The 19,047-nt window shown below is 34.6% G+C and carries 18 protein-coding genes; all 18 read right to left on the bottom strand.

What is annotated here, in order from left to right; genetic code table 11:
* Positions 1-245: 245 nt before the first annotated feature.
* The 18 genes from ACWG42_RS09260 to ACWG42_RS09175 all read right to left on the bottom strand — a co-directional run bounded on the left by ACWG42_RS09260 (position 246) and on the right by ACWG42_RS09175 (position 19,046).
* Positions 246-1,940, bottom strand: coding sequence for a phospho-sugar mutase (locus tag ACWG42_RS09260; RefSeq protein ID WP_455791775.1), 1,695 nt, complete (start codon positions 1,938-1,940; stop codon positions 246-248).
* A gap of 174 nt (positions 1,941-2,114) precedes the next feature.
* Positions 2,115-2,381, bottom strand: a complete 267-nt coding sequence (locus ACWG42_RS09255) for a phosphocarrier protein HPr (RefSeq protein WP_455791773.1) — start codon at positions 2,379-2,381, stop codon at positions 2,115-2,117.
* Between the two features lie 132 nt (positions 2,382-2,513).
* Positions 2,514-2,954: a DUF523 domain-containing protein gene (locus tag ACWG42_RS09250; protein WP_455791771.1), complete on the bottom strand. Its 441-nt coding sequence runs from the start codon at positions 2,952-2,954 to the stop codon at positions 2,514-2,516.
* 28 nt (positions 2,955-2,982) lie between these two features.
* On the bottom strand, positions 2,983-3,738 hold the full coding sequence (yaaA, locus tag ACWG42_RS09245; RefSeq protein WP_455791769.1) for a peroxide stress protein YaaA: 756 nt from the start codon (positions 3,736-3,738) through the stop codon (positions 2,983-2,985).
* Between the two features lie 78 nt (positions 3,739-3,816).
* Positions 3,817-4,980 (bottom strand): AI-2E family transporter, encoded by a 1,164-nt coding sequence (locus tag ACWG42_RS09240; protein ID WP_455791767.1) that lies wholly within the window; start codon positions 4,978-4,980, stop codon positions 3,817-3,819.
* Between the two features lie 9 nt (positions 4,981-4,989).
* Positions 4,990-6,966 (bottom strand): excinuclease ABC subunit UvrB, encoded by a 1,977-nt coding sequence (gene uvrB, locus ACWG42_RS09235; protein ID WP_455791766.1) that lies wholly within the window; start codon positions 6,964-6,966, stop codon positions 4,990-4,992.
* The gene (locus ACWG42_RS09230) at positions 6,956-8,434 is read right to left on the bottom strand and encodes a S41 family peptidase (protein WP_455791764.1); all 1,479 of its coding nucleotides are present in this window, start codon (positions 8,432-8,434) and stop codon (positions 6,956-6,958) included. Before ACWG42_RS09230 ends, uvrB begins: the two co-directional genes overlap by 11 nt.
* A gap of 120 nt (positions 8,435-8,554) precedes the next feature.
* Complete coding sequence (gene ftsX / locus ACWG42_RS09225; RefSeq protein WP_455791763.1) at positions 8,555-9,457, bottom strand: permease-like cell division protein FtsX; 903 nt, start codon at positions 9,455-9,457, stop codon at positions 8,555-8,557.
* Positions 9,441-10,139, bottom strand: a complete 699-nt coding sequence (gene ftsE / locus ACWG42_RS09220) for a cell division ATP-binding protein FtsE (protein WP_455791761.1) — start codon at positions 10,137-10,139, stop codon at positions 9,441-9,443. Before ftsE (ACWG42_RS09220) ends, ftsX (ACWG42_RS09225) begins: the two co-directional genes overlap by 17 nt.
* Positions 10,140-10,174: 35 nt before the next feature.
* The gene (locus tag ACWG42_RS09215) at positions 10,175-11,551 is read right to left on the bottom strand and encodes a murein hydrolase activator EnvC family protein (protein WP_455791759.1); all 1,377 of its coding nucleotides are present in this window, start codon (positions 11,549-11,551) and stop codon (positions 10,175-10,177) included.
* Entirely contained in the window at positions 11,548-12,444 is an 897-nt protein-coding gene (gene ftsX / locus ACWG42_RS09210; protein ID WP_455791758.1) for a permease-like cell division protein FtsX, read from the bottom strand. Before ftsX (ACWG42_RS09210) ends, ACWG42_RS09215 begins: the two co-directional genes overlap by 4 nt.
* The gene (ftsE, locus tag ACWG42_RS09205; RefSeq protein ID WP_455791756.1) at positions 12,437-13,126 is read right to left on the bottom strand and encodes a cell division ATP-binding protein FtsE; all 690 of its coding nucleotides are present in this window, start codon (positions 13,124-13,126) and stop codon (positions 12,437-12,439) included. The genes ftsX (ACWG42_RS09210) and ftsE (ACWG42_RS09205) overlap by 8 nt, the downstream gene beginning before the upstream one ends.
* A 94-nt stretch (positions 13,127-13,220) precedes the next feature.
* Positions 13,221-14,084: a YitT family protein gene (locus ACWG42_RS09200; RefSeq protein WP_455791754.1), complete on the bottom strand. Its 864-nt coding sequence runs from the start codon at positions 14,082-14,084 to the stop codon at positions 13,221-13,223.
* Positions 14,085-14,211: 127 nt separating this feature from the next.
* A protein-coding gene (prfB, locus tag ACWG42_RS09195; protein WP_455791753.1) for a peptide chain release factor 2 occupies positions 14,212-15,310 on the bottom strand; the annotation gives its coding sequence in 2 pieces (ribosomal slippage) (positions 14,212-15,237 and positions 15,239-15,310; 1,098 coding nt in all).
* A complete protein-coding gene (secA, locus tag ACWG42_RS09190) occupies positions 15,311-17,653 on the bottom strand; it encodes a preprotein translocase subunit SecA (RefSeq protein ID WP_455791752.1) in 2,343 nt (780 codons plus the stop codon).
* A 121-nt stretch (positions 17,654-17,774) separates the two neighbouring features.
* Positions 17,775-17,972: a cold-shock protein gene (locus ACWG42_RS09185; RefSeq protein WP_455791751.1), complete on the bottom strand. Its 198-nt coding sequence runs from the start codon at positions 17,970-17,972 to the stop codon at positions 17,775-17,777.
* A gap of 205 nt (positions 17,973-18,177) precedes the next feature.
* Positions 18,178-18,375, bottom strand: a complete 198-nt coding sequence (locus ACWG42_RS09180; protein WP_455791749.1) for a cold-shock protein — start codon at positions 18,373-18,375, stop codon at positions 18,178-18,180.
* On the bottom strand, positions 18,372-19,046 hold the full coding sequence (locus tag ACWG42_RS09175) for a ComF family protein (RefSeq protein WP_455791747.1): 675 nt from the start codon (positions 19,044-19,046) through the stop codon (positions 18,372-18,374). The genes ACWG42_RS09180 and ACWG42_RS09175 overlap by 4 nt, the downstream gene beginning before the upstream one ends.
* Position 19,047: the final 1 nt, after the last annotated feature.

The following is a 19,047-nucleotide window of genomic DNA, read 5'->3' as shown; positions in this document are numbered from 1 at the left end:
ATTCCACCGATGAGTCATCCATGGAAACATGCTTCGTTTCAAAATTATTTACTAACGATGAAGCATCGCAATGACTGTACTAATGTTTAACTATTTTTGAGACATTTTCAAAAACGGTTGACATTCACTATATGCTATAAATAAACAGTTTTGTAAATATTTATCTTTAAAACAGAAAAAAGATAGGAGTATTTGATCATATCAGTTTTCCTATCTCTTTATTCTAAATTGCTATATAGTCTTGTCTATTTAATAAGCTCATCCATTGCGCTTTGGTATGCAACTGTTTTTTGATGTGCATCTTCTAAAGAAGTTCCTTTGATACAATAATAGAACTTACATTTTGGCTCTGTACCACTTGGACGAATAGCAATCCAGCTTCCATCTTCTAAGTAATACTTCAAGACATCAGATTTTGTAAAGCCTTCTAACTCACGTGCCTCACCATTTTCGATGATTTTACTTTCTTTATAATCTTCAAAACGAGTTACAATAGAGCCATTGATATTACTTAGTTGAGTTTTACGTAGTGTTGCCAATATTTCTTGAATTCTTTGTGCACCTTCTTGACCTTTTAAAGTAAGTGAAGTTTGGCTTTCTTCATAATAGCCAAGTTCTGCATATAAATCATAAAGTACATCGACTAAAGTCTTGCCTTTTTCTTTATAGTAGCACGCTGCCTCTGCCAACATTAAACAAGCTTGAGGAGCATCTTTATCACGTACGAATGGTTTAATCAAAGAACCATAACTTTCTTCATATCCAAATACATATTGTTTTTCATTTGTGATTTCATATTTTGCGACTTTTTCACCAATGAATTTAAATCCAGTTAATGTCTTTTCAGTAGCAACACCATATTTATCTGCAATCTTTTCACCCAAATCACTTGTAACTACAGTATTGAACATAACTGGTTGATTTGGCATACGATCTTTCGCAGTTAATTGAGAGAAAATGTATTCTATAAGAACAGCACCACTTTGATTTCCAGTTAGTAAGCGATATTCACCATCATGTTTTACACCAACACCCATACGGTCAGCATCTGGATCACATACCAAAATGATATCTGCATCTTCGCGTTTCGCATATTCTAATGCTAAATCATATGCTCCCTTTTCCTCAGGATTAGGAGTAGGTGTATTTGAAAAGTCAGGATCTGGTGAGCATTGTTCTTCTACTGCCACAAAGTTATAACCTGCTCTTGTATATACTTCTTTCACAGGAATGTTTGCTGTTCCATGCTCAGGAGTAAAGATTATTTTTACATTATCTTTCGCAATATTTGGATTTAATTGAATATCTAATACTTTTTCATAGTAGATTTCATCTACTTCTTTTCCAATAATATGAATCAATGCTTCTTGTTCACTTGTTGGTTCTGCCTTAATAGCAAGTTCATCTTCAACAGCATTCACGCGATCGATTACTTGTTGAGCAAGTGCTGGTACCAATTGGCATCCTTTGTCATCGTATAGTTTATATCCGTTATACTCTTTTGGATTATGAGATGCGGTTACCATAATTCCACCAAAACATTTGAAATAACGTACCGCAAAGCTTAATTCAGGAGTTGGACGTAAACTTTCAAACACATAAGATGTAATTCCATAAGTTGCTAGTAGTTTAGCTGAATCCATCGCAAATTCATAAGACATATGGCGATTATCATAACCAATCGCAACACCTGCTTTTTTTGCGTCTTCTCCATGCGCGCTAATATATTGCGCAAATCCTACATTTGCTTTACGAATCGTATGTAGATTGATACGGTTTGTTCCTGGACCTAATAGTCCTCTCATCCCGGCTGTACCAAATTCTATAGTTGTATAAAAAGCATCATTCATTTCTTTTTCATCCATCTTTTGAAGTACTTCTTTATAAGAAGGATCAAGGTTTGGATGACTACACCATTTTTCGTATAATTCTTTTACCATGATAAATTCTCCCTTTCCATAATTGTTGTTTTTATTATATCACATAACATAAAAAAAATCTGTAGATTGATGTAGAATGTAAGCGATTTCTAATTTGAATTAAAATTGAAATATTTACCAAATGAATATAAAAAAAAGACAAGTTACCTCATCTTTTTCTCCTTAGTCTTTTAATTAACCGATGATTTTTTGAGCGCGTAATACTTCTTCAATAGAAGCGATAGCTGCTTCTTCATCATCCCCATTACAAGAGATAGTAATCTCAGATTGTGTTGGGATTCCCAGTGACATAACACCCATGATTGATTTCATGTTTACTTCGCGTCCTTTGAAAGATACGTTTACTTCACATTTGAATTTGCTAGCTGCATTTACAGCAACAGTAGCTGGACGTGCGTGTAATCCAACTGGATCGATTACGGATACAGTAATTTGTTTCATTTTATATTCCTCCTAAAATTAACTTATTTACATATACTATTTTAACCCATTTTGATAACACTTACAATCTTAATTTGCCTTTTTTTAAAGAAAAATCATATTTTATCTGTAAATCCTCCATATTATAATAGTTTATTGCTCTTTTCTAGTGGATGCACTAAATTCTTCCCAAGTCATCGCAGGAATTCTCTCTTTCAACAGCATTTCCACAAAAATACCATTTCCATCTTTCAACCTTCCTTGAAATGTCCCATCATATATGTGCCCAACTCCACAACTTGGACTTCTAGGTTGTAAGATTACGATATCCGCTTGATACTCTATAATTTGTTCTAATGCTATTCTAGCTCCTACATAAAAAGCCTCTGTACAGTCTTCATTTGCTGTATTTAAAATCTTTCCATCTACAATTTCACAACTCAATCTAGGTATTGGCAAACCTCCTAGCACTTCTGGACAAATGATCATATATTCCTTATCCTTAATATATTCCATTAGTTCATTTTCTAGGTTATTACCACCACTATATTTACAATTAACGCCTGTTAAACATGCACTGATTGCATAACGCATATCGTTTCCTCCTTTTCCTGGGAAATATTTACATATCTTTTACGAACACTAGTTTTCGATTGCTAGATAAAGCATCATGGTATTTATACCCATCTTCTTGAAATGTTTTAACATCTTCTAAGTATTCGATATGATAATCCGCAAGAAAGCGCACCATCATACCCCTTGCTTTTTTTACTTGAGTCGAGTGCATTTTTATCTTGTGATCTTTTCTTTCATAGAATTCAATATCGATGAAGCTATCATCTTTTATATATGGTCGAATACATTTATCATATTCTTTACTTGCTAAGTTTAAGATATAAGGCTCTATATGATCCGCTTGTTCTTTTATGATAGCACTTGCTAAATCTTCCATCCAATATGCATAGAGATGTGCAGTATCATCAACACTCAACTTTGTTTGCATTTCTAATCTGTATGGATAAATAGAATCACTAGGTTTTACAATTCCATATAAACCAGAAAGAATTCTTAAATGCTTGTCTAGATAATTCCATTGTTTATCCTTACAAGTTTCTATGGCGATTGCTTTAAAGGCAATTCCATCGTAAATATCCAAGGCACTAAAACCCTTGTGATCAAACTTCATATCGGAGAACCTTTGTAAAGTCATGGTTGCTATTTTATCATCTATTTTCATCAGCTTTTTTAGACCTTCAATATCATGTGTTTTTAGTTGTTCTACAATACTTTTTGTTTTAGACAAATATATTGGAAGCTGTGATGGCTCGTGTATACGTTGTTCCTTCATTATTTTTGCTGGGGATATTAGAATTATCATGTCATCACCTCTCTGTAAGCATTATAACGGATTTTGAAGTAGAATTCCATTTTTGTGAAAGAAAAGCTAATCTAACGATTAGCCCTCACTCACTTCTACTAGTTTTGCATTCTTTTCTTTTTCTTTTTTTAGTTTCACTCTACGATTAACTTCATCACGAAGTAGGCAATATATAACAGAGAACGTTGGTAAGCCTAGGAGCATTCCCGCAAACCCAAACAATCCACCACCTACAGTAATCGCAAATAACACCCATAAACCTGAGAGTCCAACACTACTTCCTACAACCCTAGGGTAAATTAGATTAGACTCAAATTGTTGTAGACAAATTCCAAAGATAACAAAGAACACTCCTTGTACTGGATTTACAAAGGCAACTAACAATGCACAAATCGCAACTCCAAAGATAGCTCCAAAGATAGGTATGATATTTGTACATCCAATGATCACCGCAAGAATAGGTGCATAAGGGAATTTCAGAATTAAACATCCAACATAGCACAACAACCCAATGATGATAGCTTCTACTAATTGACCTGCAATAAAGGAAGAGAATGTCTTATTCACAAGTGTTCCAACGCGTAATAGGTACGTATTGGTTTTTTCATTTGTAAATGCATAGATACAACGTTTGCATTGTGAAATAAGTTTATTTTTTGATACTGTTAAATACACCGCAATGACTAACGCCATAAAGATATTTGCGACACTACTCGCAAATCCTGTTGCAACATTTAACAATTGAGGCAATCCTGTTTTGATAACTGTCGCAATTGTACTTCCAATATTTTTTGTAATTGTATCAATTTGTTTTATTATATCTTCTGGTATATCACGATTTTTAATGATATCATCCAGCATTTTCCCAGCACTTTGTACATAGCCTGGCAATTGTTCCGCTAACGCTGTAATACTTTCGACAACTTGTGGTACCACAATCCAAAAGATAAATGTGAATATAAGTATAATTACTCCAACGGACAATAATGCCGCGACTATTTTTTTACTTTTACCTAAAGAAGATGGCAATTTACGCATAAAGAATTTAAGTGGTAAATTAAATACAAAGGCGATCATGATACCATATATAAATGGTTTACACATTGCGACAATAGAAAAGAATCCATCTACCACATCATTCATATGTAACAATACCCAAATCAACGCAATTGTAAATGTAATGATAAACAACACATTTTTCATTGTTAAGCGATTAAGTTTTTTATCCGAATCTTTAAACATAGGACCTCCTTATGAACTCTGTAATTCAATTAAGATATCACGAAGTTCTGCCGCACGTTCAAAGTCTAATACTTTTGCGGCTTCTTTCATCTCTTTCTGTAAACTTGTAATCAGTTTCTCTTTATCCTTCTTACTAACATTTGCTTTCTTATTCATATATTTCGCAGTCATTTCTTGTGTTTCTTTACTACGAACAACTTCATGAATTGGCTTAATAATCGTTTTTGGAGTGATGCCGTGTTCTTCATTATATGCAATTTGAATTTCTCTACGTCGAGTCGTCTCACTTAACGCTTTTTTCATAGAGTCTGTCATTTTATCTGCGTACATGATAACTTTCCCATGCGCATTACGTGCAGCACGTCCTATAATCTGAATCAAGGAACGTTCACTTCTTAAGAACCCTTCTTTATCCGCATCTAATATTGTAATCAGGGAAACTTCAGGAATGTCCAACCCTTCTCTTAACAAGTTGATTCCTATTAATACATCGTATTTTCCTTTTCTTAAATCACGTATAATTTCCGTACGTTCTATCGTTTTAACTTCATGGTGTAACCATGCCACCTTGAAATCCATTCCTTTTAAATAGGAGGTTAAATCTTCTGCCATACGAACCGTTAGAGTGGTGATTAAGACACGTTCATTTTGTTCTATACGTTTTTGTATTTCATCTACGATATCATCGATTTGGCCTTGTGTAGGACGTACTTCTACAACAGGGTCTAATAATCCTGTAGGACGTATAATTTGTTCTACGATTTCTCCATTAGTTTGTGTTAGTTCGTAATCACCAGGAGTCGCGGATACAAAGATAGCTTGACGAATTAAAGTTTCAAACTCTTCAAATCGTAAAGGACGATTGTCTAAAGCACTTGGTAAACGGAATCCATAATTTACTAAAGTTTCTTTACGTGCCCTATCTCCGTTGTACATACCTCGTACTTGCGGTAAGGATACATGGGATTCATCTACTACTAATAAGAAATCATCTGGAAAGTAATCCAGTAATGTATAGGGACGAACACCAGGCGCACGTCCATCGATATGACGAGAGTAATTCTCAATCCCTGGACATACTCCAAATTCTCGTAATGCTTCCATATCATAACGTGTTCTTTGTTCAAGACGTTGTTTTTCTAATAGTTTACCTTCTTCTTCAAAGGTCGCTAATCTTTCTTCTAATTCTACTCCAATAGTATTTGCGGCACGGTTAATGATTTCTTGTTTTGTTGCATACCCACTTGCTGGATACATTACATAAACTGTATACGCATTTAAGATTTTACCAGTTAACGGATCTACTTCGCAGATTCGTTCGATTTCATCGTCAAACATTTCAATTCGTAAAATATAGGCATCGGTGTGTCCAAGTGCTACTTCAATGGTATCTCCACGAACACGGAAGGTACCACGAGCTAAATCCATATCATTTCTTGTATACTGACGTGATACTAATTTTCCCATTAATTCTTTACGATCAATAATATCTCCAACTCTTATAGAGAAAAACATTTCACGATATTGCTCTGGATTACTAGCACCATATATACATGCTACAGAAGCTACAATGATCGTATCTCTTCTTTCAAGGATGGAATTGACGGCAGCCATTCGCAACATGTCTAATTCCATATTGGTCGTTGCGTTTTTATCGATATATAAGTCTGTACTTGGAATATAAGCTTCTGGCTGGTAATAATCGAAGTTTGAAACGAAGTATTCTACGCGATTGTTAGGGAAGAATTCTTTGAATTCTGAGTACAGCTGACCTGCTAGTGTTTTATTATGTACAAATACTAGAGTTGGTTTGTTTACTTGTTGTATTACATTAGATATGGTAAAAGTCTTACCAGTACCTGTGGCACCAAGTAAGACTTGTTGTTTTTTCCCACTGTGAATACCTTCCACAAGTTCTTTAATAGCCTTTGGCTGATCACCTTGTGGTTGATATTCAGAAACTAAATCAAATAGTTTATTTTCCATTTGCTAACTCCACCGCCTTTGCAAGTTGTGTATCATAAGATGCGTCGGAATGCCATTTTAAGCTAGCCTGAGAAATTAAAGTAGAAATCACTTTTTCATTAATTTCACCAGTTACTTCTAAACCATTATCTTTTTGGAAAGCTTTTAAAGCGTTACTAGAGGTTGGTGAGAAGTATTCATCTGTTCGATCTACCGTGTATCCTAAAAACTTTAGATATGTTTGTACACTCTTTGCCGCAATATTCACAGTATCCGCCTTAAACACTTCATCTTTTTCAAGTTTAGGAGAAGACATAGTGATAGCTGGATCTAGATTCACTTCTACATCTGGCGTGATTCCTTTTTTATCAACGCTCTTCTCACTAGGACTCAACCATTTCGCTGTTGTATATTTCAATTGAGAAGAATCCTTAAATGGCATTGGAACTTGTATTGTTCCTTTTCCATAACTTTTAGTTCCTACAACTTTCACATTTAGATTTTCTTTTAAAGCCATCGTTAGTACTTCGGATGCACTTGCTGTATCTTCATTTACAAGAACAATGATTTGTTCAAAAGTATAACGTTTTGTATCTTCTAATACTTTATACTCATCAATATTTCCATTACGTTGTTTTTCTTTAAATACAACACTGTTCTCAGGTAATAAGTAACTAGCGATTTGTTGAGCAGCTGTCAAATATCCACCACCATTATTTCTAAGGTCAATCACAAGGCTCTTTGCTTTCTTGGATAGATCCTTTAAATGATTACCAAATTCATCTCCACTGGTATCTGCAAACGTGCTAAGTTCAATGATTGCTACATCTCCTTGTAGAGAGCTAGTCACTGTTTTAGAAACTTCACGTCTTTCTACTTCTTTCATAATATGTTCATTATTGTGAATGATTTCAACCTTTACTTTCGTTCCAGATTTACCTGAAATCATTTCTTTCACTTCATCCGAATCCATATTCTCACAGAGCGTACCATTTACTGCATATATGATATCGCCAGCTACAATTCCTGCTTCTTCAGCAGGTGAGTTCTTAAATACTTTATCTACTAAGAAAGTATTAGAACCTACTTCATAATATTGAATTCCAATACCGACATAGCTTCCAGACATTGAACTAGTAAAATCCTTCGCTGTTTGCGGGGTCATATAGGATGTATGTGAATCCCCACCAGCATCTACCATTCCTGAGATAGCTCCATTAATAAGCTTTTCTTCAAAGTCTTTTTGTTCTACACCAAAGTAAAACTTATCTTTCATAATTTCGTATACTGTACTAAGTTTTGCAAAGGTTTGATCTTCACTCACAACTTTTGTTGAAGTAAAATTGTTTACAAGAAAACCTGCACAAAAACATGCAATACAGAAGAAAACAATCGCAATTGTTTTGATCCTGCGATCTCTTTGAGCCTTAATTTCATCAGGCCATTTATGCTTCACCAATTTATAGCGTTTGACATTCTTTTCAGCCATATATTGCTCACCTCATATCGTTATAAAATCTACCTCTTATAATACCATATTTTATTTAAATATATAAGAGTTTCGCATATATTATTCCCCAATTATAGAAAAAGCGATCACTTAAGATCGCTATCTTTTCCATCGTAAATACTTTGTTGTCGATAAGAAACTTCCTATAAGACCAACTAACATACCAGCAATGGTGATAATTCCACATATTTGAAGTGCAAATGGATAAACTGGCTGCATGGTAAACATTCCAATCATAAGTTGTCCACTTACTGCTTTAAACAGATAGGAATACCCAAAGTAGGTAAAGATACATGGCAGGATAGAACCAATAAATCCAATCAGCATCCCTTCAATCATAAAAGGAACTTTAATATAGCCATTTGTTGCGCCTACATTTCGCATAATTGCAATTTCTTTATAACGTGCATAAATCGTCATTTTAATAGAATTGGATATCAAGAATATTGCTAATAAGGATAGTAATACTACAAATACCAATCCTCCCGTACGCACAGTATTTAAAATAGAAATCATCTTCGATACGGAGTTGCCCCCATATACAGCTGAATACACACTTGGTAATTCCTTGATTTTATCTGTAATAGAAGCTATTTTATCCGCATCTTTAACGGAAACAAAGTATGCGTTGCTTAGAGGGTTTTCATCCCCTTTAAACATCGCAAACTCTTCGCCTCTTTCTTTGATAAATAACTCAAGTTCATCAGCTTTACTTGAAAAAGTTGCGCGCTTTACACCAGAGATAGATTCAAGTTCGTCTTTGACTTGATTAAGATCATTTTTTTCAGTAACATCACCATTTAAAACAACATGTATTCTAAGGTCATCTTCAATAGAATTTGTGAATAGAGATACGTTTCCAGCAACAATCAAGAATGCAGAAAATAAAACAAGCGTAATAGTCACTGCACTTGATGCAGATAAGGACATAGCTAGATGTCTAGCAATGCTTAGAAATGCCGTCTTGATATGTTTAGGAAAGGCTTTAATGAGACTCATCATGTTTCAGATAGCCCCCTTTCATAATATCCGCAACTATGTATCCTTCATCAAGACAAATGGTACGTTTTTTAAATCGATCTACAATTGTTGAATCATGGGTTACCATAACAATCGTAGTTCCTTCAACTTCATTGATTTTCTCTAAGAGTTCCATGATTTCTGCAGATTTATCTGGATCTAAATTTCCCGTAGGTTCATCCGCAATTAAGACTTTTGGATGATTGGCGATAGCTCTACCAATAGTTGCACGTTGTTGCTGTCCACCAGACAATTCATTTGGGAACGCTTTGGCTTTATCCTCTAAAGATACAAGTTCTAACACTTCTCTTACTCTTCGTCGAATATCTACTTTATTCATCCCAATAACTTCTAATGCAAATGCGATATTCTCAAAAATCGTAAGTCTTGGTAATAGACGAAAGTCCTGAAATACTACTCCAATATTTCTTCGGTATACAGGAACTTTAGAATGTTTTAATTCACCAACGTTGATATTTTCAACCATTACAGTCCCTTGATTAGGGATTTCTTCTCCATCCAAAAGTTTGATAAGTGTTGATTTTCCTGAACCAGTAGGTCCAATGATATAGACAAATTCACCATTATCAATTGCTAGATTTATATCTCTTAACGCATGTACACCGTTCTTATATTCCTTTGATACGTTCTCTAAAAGAATCATATGATCACTCCTACTCTTGCTTTACAAGTTCTATATTAAAACACTTCTTCTGGTCGCATTCTACAAGGCGCACCTTTAATACTACAAACATTATTTACTGCGCCTGATCCCCAACCATTTCCCCATGCAAAATCTGCAGTTCTTTGAAATCTTGCAATTGCATCGGAAAGACTCATATTTCCTAGATTGATTACTTCTATATGGCAGTGTGCTCCAGAAGAGTTTCCACTATTTCCAGTAAGGGCAATCTGTTGACCTACACTTACTCTTGTTCCCGCTGATAACATGCCACCTTGTGATAGATGGAAGAAGGAAATCGCATATGTAATTCCATTTGCCTGTGTTAACAGTTGCATAGTGTTTCCACCACCTTGTGGATAACCAGACCAATTTCCAAGATATCCTCCATTAGAACTAACTGGTGCACTCGCATAAAGTATAATTCCATCTGAAGGTGCGATTACTGGGGTTCCAATAGGAACTGCTTTATCCATTCCCAAGTGAGCTCCACCACCTGGATAATACCAAGTTCCTGCAGATATGTATCCACCTTGTACAGGCATAGCTAATCCAGTATTTCCGCTAAAGTCTAAATCACCTGGATTGGTAATAGAAATGATGTTATTTCTAATCGTATTGATATTGACTTCAACAGAACGCATCTTTTCAGCCAATTCCGCTTCCTGTTTCTGATATGTTTCAATTAAATTAAGTTGTTCTTTTTTTAGTGTTTCGACAATATCTTTGTTTTGAACGTTTTCTTCTCTTTTAATTTCTACTTCTGATTTAAGTCGTTCTTGTTCCCCTTTATCAAGATCTAATTTTTCTTTTTCTTCTTGAAAAGTGTTAATTTCTTGTTTATCACTTTCTGTTATTTTTTGTAATCCATCAACTTTACGAATCATATCCACAAGGTCATCTGATCCCATAATAATTTCAACATTCACATTTGTACCTAATTGTGATTGTTCACTGATCATACGATCTCTTATGCGATTGTAACGAATATCAATTTCATCTTCTTTTTCCGCAATATTTTTTTCTAACTCTTCGATTTGAGCCGTAATTACTCGAATATTTGCATCATTAACTTCGATACTCTTTGTATAGAAATCTAGTTTCTCATTTAATTCTTTGACAACTTTCGCCGCATTATCGATATTTGTTTGAAGGCTTTTCACTTGATCAGAAATAGATGCCAAATCATTGCTTAAAGATTCACGTTTTTGTATGTAATATTGACGGAATGCTTCACATTGACTCTTCTCTTCAGCTGTATTTTGTGCAACCTTACATTTATTGTTCCAATAGTCTTCATTTCCTTCGAAGTCTTCTGCATAAACAGGAGTTGTAGGGACTAACGCAAAAGCTGCTAGAAGAATAACTATCATTATTTGTTTTATTTTTTTCATCGACTCCACCTCAAATATTTACTTACGGCATGAAAGCTACCAATGATACCTACAACAGCACCAGCTGCAAATAGTGCTAAACATATGATAAATGTAAATGGAAATGGTTTTTGCATCACAAACATAGAGGATAAAAACACACCGTCTAGTGATTGATATAAAACTGCATATCCAATTGCAGTGATAAGAATTGGTATCAATGCTCCTAGGATTCCAATAAACATCCCCTCAATCATGAATGGAGTTTTGATATACCAGTTTGTGGCTCCAACACTACGCATGATAGATATTTCTGTATGCCTTGTATAGATTGTCATCTTAATCGTATTAGATATCAGAAATATTGCTATAAAAGCAAGCCCTAACAAGAAGATTGCTCCACCATATCGTAAGGACGCAAAAGTGTTGACCATATTTTTTATGTCATCTCCACCATATTGGGCTTTTTGTATTCCATCTATTTTATTCAATTTCTTCGTAACTGTATTGATATCCTTTGCTTGTTTCACTTCAACAATAAATGCATTGCTCATTGGATTGTGTTCTTCATAGCGTTGAAATACATCTCCATTTTCTTTGATAAGTATTCCAAGTTCATCTTCCTTTGAAGAATATTGAATATTTTTTATTTCGGAAATTTTTTTTATTTCTTTTTCAATTTTTTTAATTTCATCTTGCGTTTTTATATTATCAATTGTCGCATGTATTTTCAGATCTTCTTCCACATTTTTAGTGAATCCATTTACATTTTCTGCAATGATAAAAAACAAAGACATTAACGTTAAGGTTACTGCAACCGCAGAAGCAGATGATAGGGACATGGTGAAATGTCTTGTTATACTTTTAACTGCAGATAAAAAATGTTTAGGCATACTCTCTAAAAACTTAATCATGCTTGATATAACCGCCTTTCCCCATATCTGCTACGATAAACCCATCTTCCAAAGCAATCGTCCTCTTTTTGAATTGGTTCACTAAAGAAGAATCATGAGTAACCATAAGTATTGTAGTGTTTTCTACTTCATTTATCTTTTCAAGTAACGCAATAATTTCTTTGGATTTCTCTGGATCTAGATTTCCCGTTGGTTCATCCGCAATCAAAATTTTTGGATGATTGGCAATAGCACGACCAATAGTTGCTCTTTGCTGTTGTCCTCCAGATAATTCATTTGGAAAAGCTTTTGCTTTATCTTGAAGAGATACCAATTCTAGAACTTCTCTTACACGTTTTCGAATGGTAACTTTATCAATGGCTAGTACTTCCATAGCATAGGCGATATTTTCAAACACTGTCATGCTTGGCAATAAACGAAAATCCTGAAATACAACACCTAAATTTCTGCGATAAAATGGCACTTTAGAATGACACAATTTACCGACATTTGTATTCTCTACGATAACTCTTCCTTTGTCAGGGATTTCTTCTCCATCCAAAAGTTTGATAAGTGTTGACTTACCACAACCTGTTGGACCTATGACATATACAAACTCGCCATCCTTGATTTCTAAATTGATATCACGTAAAGCGTGTACTCCGTTTTTATAGGATTTCGATACATTTTCTAATAGAATCATATCATCACTCCTCATGGCTCTAATTATATCATAAAAAAAGCCTTATTCACATGAAATAAGGCTAGTAAATTCTTACAATTCGTTTACAAAATAGTTACAATTGTTGTAGATATGTGAAGCCTTCTCCATGCACTTCATTCACATCGCTTACAATCACAAATGCTTCTGGATCGACGTTGGAAATAATACGATTCAATTCTGCATATTGTTTTTTCACAAGAACCATCATGATAACTGGTTTTTCTTCTCTAGTATAGCCACCTTGTGCGTGCAGGATGGTTGCTCCACGGTCAATATTTTGATAGATAACTTGCATAAGTTCTTCATGTTTCTCTGAAATAATCATAACATTCTTAGCTTCATGAGCCCCTATCATAATGACTTTATCAATCACTTGACCACAAACCCATACTGACACTAAACCAACCATGGATGCTTCTACACCATAGGTTAATGCGCCTAATAAAACAGTGGCTCCATCAATACAAACAACAAGTTTGGGCAAAGGAATTTTTGTATATTTATTGATAATAAGTGGAGGAATATCCATACCACCAGTACTTCCACCAACACGATATACCATCCCTATTCCTACTCCAACACAAACTCCAGCATAAATAGAAGCAAGTAAAACATTATCTGTAATATGTACATTATGAGAATATGCACTCAATATCGTGATAAAGAGCGGATAAACAATCGTAGAGACAATGGTTTTTAAGGCGAATCGTTTTCCAAGAAAGATTGCACCAGCAATATACAAACCTATGGTTAATACATTGATTACTATGGTAGGCTCTAAATGAAAGATAGGTTTTAACGCAATGGAAATTCCTGCGACTCCTCCTGATAAGATATTCAAAGGAAGAACAAAAAATGATACTCCTGCCGCAATGACTAAATTTCCTATAATGATTGTGATAATTTCTGTGATATTCTCTTTAAGATTAAACTTCATAATGTCACCTTCGTATTCCATGCATGATTATAGCACAAAGCGGTTTAAATTGCATAAAAAGAAGACCAAATGTTTAACTGCTAAAGAGGTAGGATTTTAATGTCCTACCTCTACGATATAAAATCACTTATAACTGATTTTTCAAATACGCAAATACAAAATCATCTAAATTACCATCCATGACACCTTGCGTATCACTGGTTTCATAATTTGTACGATGATCCTTTACCATGGAATAAGGATGGAATACATAGGAACGTATCTGCGATCCCCATTCATTTGCTTTTATTTCACCTTTGATTTCCGCAAGTTTCGCTTCTTGTTCTTCAATCATTACTTGGTACAAGCGACTCTTCAAAATACGAAGTGCTTCTTCTCTATTTTCATGTTGCGAACGCCCATTTTGACACGTTGATACCAATCCAGTAGGTTTATGCACCATACGAACAGCGGAGTCTGTTTTGTTGATATGTTGACCACCAGCACCACTGGCACGTTTGGTTTCCACGATTAAATCCTCAGGTTTGATATCGATATCAATTTCATCATTGAACTGAGGCATAACGTCTAAAGACGCAAATGATGTATGTCGTCTTCCTCCAGAATCAAATGGAGAAATTCGAACTAATCTATGAACACCCTTTTCAGCTTTCAAGTATCCATACGCCATATCACCTTCTACTAAGAACGTAATAGATTTAATACCCGCAACATCTCCTGCTAAATAATCAAGCACACTGATTTTGTAGCCTTTTTTTTCAGCCCAGCGTGAATACATGCGATATAACATTTCAGCCCAATCACAAGATTCTGTTCCACCAGCGCCTGGATGTAATTCTAAAATCGCATTGGAATGATCATATTCATGAGACAACAACATTTTAAGTTCAAAACTTTCAAAGTGTTCTTCCATTTCTTTATAATCTAGTTCCATAAGTTCAAATAAGTCTTCATCATATTCATCTTTTAAAATATCATGAGTTTCATCTAGTCCTGATAATGCATTTTCTAGTGTTTCATAACTATCAACGATATCTTTTAAGCCATTTAACTGCTGTATCATCTTTTGTGCATGTTCAGGGTTGTTCCAGAAGTTTTCTTCTAATGAAAGACTTGTTAATTCGTCTATCTTATGTTTTTTTTCAGCTAAGTCAAAGTGACTCACCAAGTTGCGTTAGCTTATCTTGGTGAGATTTCACTCCTTGTTTTATTTCGTATAATTCCATTTACTTCGCCTTTCTTTCCACCTGCACCTTTAATGCAAAGAATACAACTTCACGTGCAATTCTTCCTTGCATTTCTTCAAACATTTCATATCCTTCTTCGATATATGCTTGAAGTGGATTGTTTTGTGCATAGGAACGTAAGTGAATACCGTTTCTTAATTTATCCATCATATCGATATGTTCAATCCAGTTACGATCCATATTTCTTAATACGATCGTTTTTTCAAACTGTTTGAATTCATTACGAATATCTTTGATTTTTTCATCATATAAAGCGAAAATTTTATCTGCACAGTACTGTGTCAAAGTAACAGCATCTTTTCCTTTGATTTCTTCCGCAGTTACATTGTTGTGTTCTTCAAGCCCTAACATTTCAAGACCTTGAATAACTGACTCGTAATTTACACTGTCATGGCGTCCATGATCTACATTTGCATTCACAATATCACGAATTACACGATCAATCATATCGTGAACAATCCCATGTACATCTTCATTCTCTAATACATAGTTACGTTGTTCATACATGATTTCACGTTGTTTTCTTAAAACATCATCGTAATCTAACAATTGTTTACGGACATCATAGTTATATCCCTCAACACGTTTTTGTGCTTGCGTGATTGATTTTGTGACCATTTTAGATTCAATCTGTGCATCTCCAAGAGTTGAGAATAATTTTTGAAATTTATCTCCACCGAAACGAATCATCAATTCATCTTGTAAAGATACATAGAATCTTGAGAAACCTGGATCTCCTTGACGACCACTACGCCCACGTAGCTGATTGTCAATACGTCTAGATTCATGACGTTCACTACCCAATACAGCCAAACCACCTAATGCTCTTGATTCTTCTGTAAGCTTGATATCGGTACCACGTCCCGCCATATTTGTTGCGATTGTAACAGATTTAACACGTCCAGCCTTTGCGATGATCTCTGCTTCACGAGCATGATTTTTCGCATTTAAGACTTCGTGTGGAATCTTTTCTTTATCTAGTAACATATCTACCAATTCACTGGTTTCAACAGAAATTGTACCAACCAATACTGGTTGTCCTTTTTCATACAATTCTTTTACTTCTTCTACCAATGCATTGAATTTTAATTCAGGATTTGCGAAAATTGCATCTGGGAAATCCTCACGAACAACAGGCATGTTTGTTGGAATTTCCACAACACGCATATTGTAAATATCTAAGAATTCTTCTTCTTCTGTTTTTGCAGTACCAGTCATACCTGCAAGTTTGTCATATAGACGGAAGAAGTTCTGGTAAGTAATCGTTGCCAAAGTAGATGTTTCTTCTTTGATAGAAACGCCTTCTTTTGCCTCAATTGCTTGATGTAATCCATCAGAATAAGCACGCCCTGGCATTGTACGTCCTGTAAACTGATCGACAATAACAACTTCATCATCTTGTACTACATATTCAACTTCGTTCTTCATGATGTAGTTTGCTTTTAATGCTTGTGTAATGTGATGTACAAGTTGTGTGTGTTCTACGTTATAAAGATTGTCAATTTTAAAGTGACGTTCTGCATTGGTAACACCTTGTTCACTCAACATAATTTGTTTTGTTTTTTCATCAATTTCATAATCTTCACTACTTAAACGTTTTGCGAATGCATCTGCTTGTAAGTATAAGTTCGCAGTCTTCTTAGCGCCACCTGAAATAATCAATGGAGTTCTAGACTCATCGACTAAAATAGAATCGACCTCATCGACAATTGCGACATTCAACCCACGAAGAACACGATCCTCAACATCTGTAACCATGTTATCTCTTAAGTAATCAAATCCTAATTCTGAATTTGTTGTATACGTAATATCACATGCAAATGCTGCGCGTTTTTCTGCTGGTGATAAAGGACGAGAGTTTACACCAACGCTAAGTCCTAAGAATCGATAAATTTGCCCCATCCATTCTGCATCTCGACTTGCCAAGTAATCATTTACAGTTACTACATGCACACCTTTTCCTGCTAATGCATTTAAGTATACACACATAGTAGATGTTAAGGTTTTCCCTTCTCCAGTTCTCATTTCGGCAATATCGCCTCCATGCATCGCTGCAGCTCCCATTACCTGTACCTTATATGGATATTCTCCAATTGTACGACGTGCAGCTTCTCTAGAAGTCGCAAACGCTTCCACCATCATACTATCTAAGGTTTCACCATTTGCATAACGTTCTTTGAATTCTACTGTTTTTTCTTTCAGTGCATCATCACTCAATGCTTCCATTTGTCCAGCCAATGCTAAAACATCGTCTGCGATTTTTCCTAATTGTTTTAATGCTTTCGCTTCACCACTAATTAAGCGTTCAATATAATTGCCCATTGTGACCTCCATTTATACTATTATTTTTTATATTTTTCTCAAATATAACCTAGTTTATTGTATCATAAAAAACTAAGCGATACTATAAAAAAAACAGGCTTCCTGCCTGTTTTCATGTTTTTTACGCTTTTACAATATTATGCGCTTGTAATCCTCGTTCAGTTTCTACGACTTCAAACTCAACAGCGGCCTCACTGTCGATTGTTTTGAACCCTTCCATCATAAGTTGTGAGTAGTGAAAGAATACGTCTTTTCCATCCTCCAATGTGATGAAACCATACCCCTTCTCTTGGTTAAACATTTTTACTTTTCCTTGCATTCCGATACTCCTATACCTTTCTATGCTACATCATGCATATCTAAATTATAGACATCCGATATTTAAAAATCAACGATATCTATGTTTTATTTATGAAATTTTAACATCTTCTTTTCTCTTTGTTTTTCGTACGTGAACTTTCTTACATTTTTGTGCAATAAATGTAAACTTCTTTCATTTATTCTGTAAATTTTTGCACAAGTTCTTAACACTTTTCTACATTTCTAGCTTGAAGACCTTTATCGGATTCTACTATTTCAAACGTAACTTCTTGTCCTTCGTCTAAAGATTTGTATCCATCCACTAATATTTGAGAATAATGCACAAATATATCTTTTCCATCTTCTCCACATATGAATCCAAATCCCTTCTCTGCGTTAAACCATTTGACTTTACCTTTCATTTTACTTCACCTTCCTTATTTATTTTCCTTTTAAGTATAGAAAATCTCTTATCTCTTTTCAAACCTTTTCCATCGCAAGATTCGACAAAAAGAGGATGTGCACTTAGCACGAGAGCTTCTATTTTATATGTATGCTGCTTCAACAATTGATATGCATATTTTAAAGTAGATCCACTTGTACACACATCATCTACCAATAACAACTTTGTCTTTGGTAAATTATATCCTGGTTTTCTATGTATCACATCCTTGATATGTTCCCTATCCTTAAAGCTTTGTAGAGACTGTTTATGATTTTCACTCTTATAAAAAGGTTTAATGATAGGTAATTTGCATCGCGCAAGCATATCCTCTACAGGCACAAATCCTCTCTCACATAATTTCTCTTGTGAGGATGGCATAAGTACAATTGTGTAATGTCGATATTTGTCGTTCAAGAATTTTATATCTTCATAAAAAAACACGTCTCGTAATGCTACATCATGTCCTTCTTTATATTGGAAAATCATATTTTCTAAAAAATCATTGTACTCATACAAGATTGTAAGAGGTATATTTTCTAAATGGGTTCTTCGATTGATTCTTTTCAATTGCGTTTTACAACTTGTACACAGTAGTTGATCTTGTTTCAAATAATCGAAAACAGATATCTTTTTATGTATCTCTTCCATA

It is taken from the genome of Amedibacillus sp. YH-ame10 (genome assembly GCF_053848885.1).
The sequence above is the reverse complement of the archived record's forward strand: the minus strand, read 5'-3'. Positions and strand labels throughout refer to the sequence as shown.

What these genes read in the sequence shown, in the direction of transcription:
- ACWG42_RS09260 (WP_455791775.1), bottom strand. Translation starts at nt 1,940, where the DNA reads ATGGTAAAAGAATTATACGAAAAATGGTGTAGTCATCCAAACCTTGAT.
- ACWG42_RS09255 (WP_455791773.1), bottom strand. Translation starts at nt 2,381, where the DNA reads ATGAAACAAATTACTGTATCCGTAATCGATCCAGTTGGATTACACGCA.
- ACWG42_RS09250 (WP_455791771.1), bottom strand. Translation starts at nt 2,954, where the DNA reads ATGCGTTATGCAATCAGTGCATGTTTAACAGGCGTTAATTGTAAATAT.
- yaaA (WP_455791769.1), bottom strand. Translation starts at nt 3,738, where the DNA reads ATGATAATTCTAATATCCCCAGCAAAAATAATGAAGGAACAACGTATA.
- ACWG42_RS09240 (WP_455791767.1), bottom strand. Translation starts at nt 4,980, where the DNA reads ATGTTTAAAGATTCGGATAAAAAACTTAATCGCTTAACAATGAAAAAT.
- uvrB (WP_455791766.1), bottom strand. Translation starts at nt 6,966, where the DNA reads ATGGAAAATAAACTATTTGATTTAGTTTCTGAATATCAACCACAAGGT.
- ACWG42_RS09230 (WP_455791764.1), bottom strand. Translation starts at nt 8,434, where the DNA reads ATGGCTGAAAAGAATGTCAAACGCTATAAATTGGTGAAGCATAAATGG.
- ftsX (WP_455791763.1), bottom strand. Translation starts at nt 9,457, where the DNA reads ATGATGAGTCTCATTAAAGCCTTTCCTAAACATATCAAGACGGCATTT.
- ftsE (WP_455791761.1), bottom strand. Translation starts at nt 10,139, where the DNA reads ATGATTCTTTTAGAGAACGTATCAAAGGAATATAAGAACGGTGTACAT.
- ACWG42_RS09215 (WP_455791759.1), bottom strand. Translation starts at nt 11,551, where the DNA reads ATGAAAAAAATAAAACAAATAATGATAGTTATTCTTCTAGCAGCTTTT.
- ftsX (WP_455791758.1), bottom strand. Translation starts at nt 12,444, where the DNA reads ATGATTAAGTTTTTAGAGAGTATGCCTAAACATTTTTTATCTGCAGTT.
- ftsE (WP_455791756.1), bottom strand. Translation starts at nt 13,126, where the DNA reads ATGATTCTATTAGAAAATGTATCGAAATCCTATAAAAACGGAGTACAC.
- ACWG42_RS09200 (WP_455791754.1), bottom strand. Translation starts at nt 14,084, where the DNA reads ATGAAGTTTAATCTTAAAGAGAATATCACAGAAATTATCACAATCATT.
- secA (WP_455791752.1), bottom strand. Translation starts at nt 17,653, where the DNA reads ATGGGCAATTATATTGAACGCTTAATTAGTGGTGAAGCGAAAGCATTA.
- ACWG42_RS09185 (WP_455791751.1), bottom strand. Translation starts at nt 17,972, where the DNA reads ATGCAAGGAAAAGTAAAAATGTTTAACCAAGAGAAGGGGTATGGTTTC.
- ACWG42_RS09180 (WP_455791749.1), bottom strand. Translation starts at nt 18,375, where the DNA reads ATGAAAGGTAAAGTCAAATGGTTTAACGCAGAGAAGGGATTTGGATTC.
- ACWG42_RS09175 (WP_455791747.1), bottom strand. Translation starts at nt 19,046, where the DNA reads ATGGAAGAGATACATAAAAAGATATCTGTTTTCGATTATTTGAAACAA.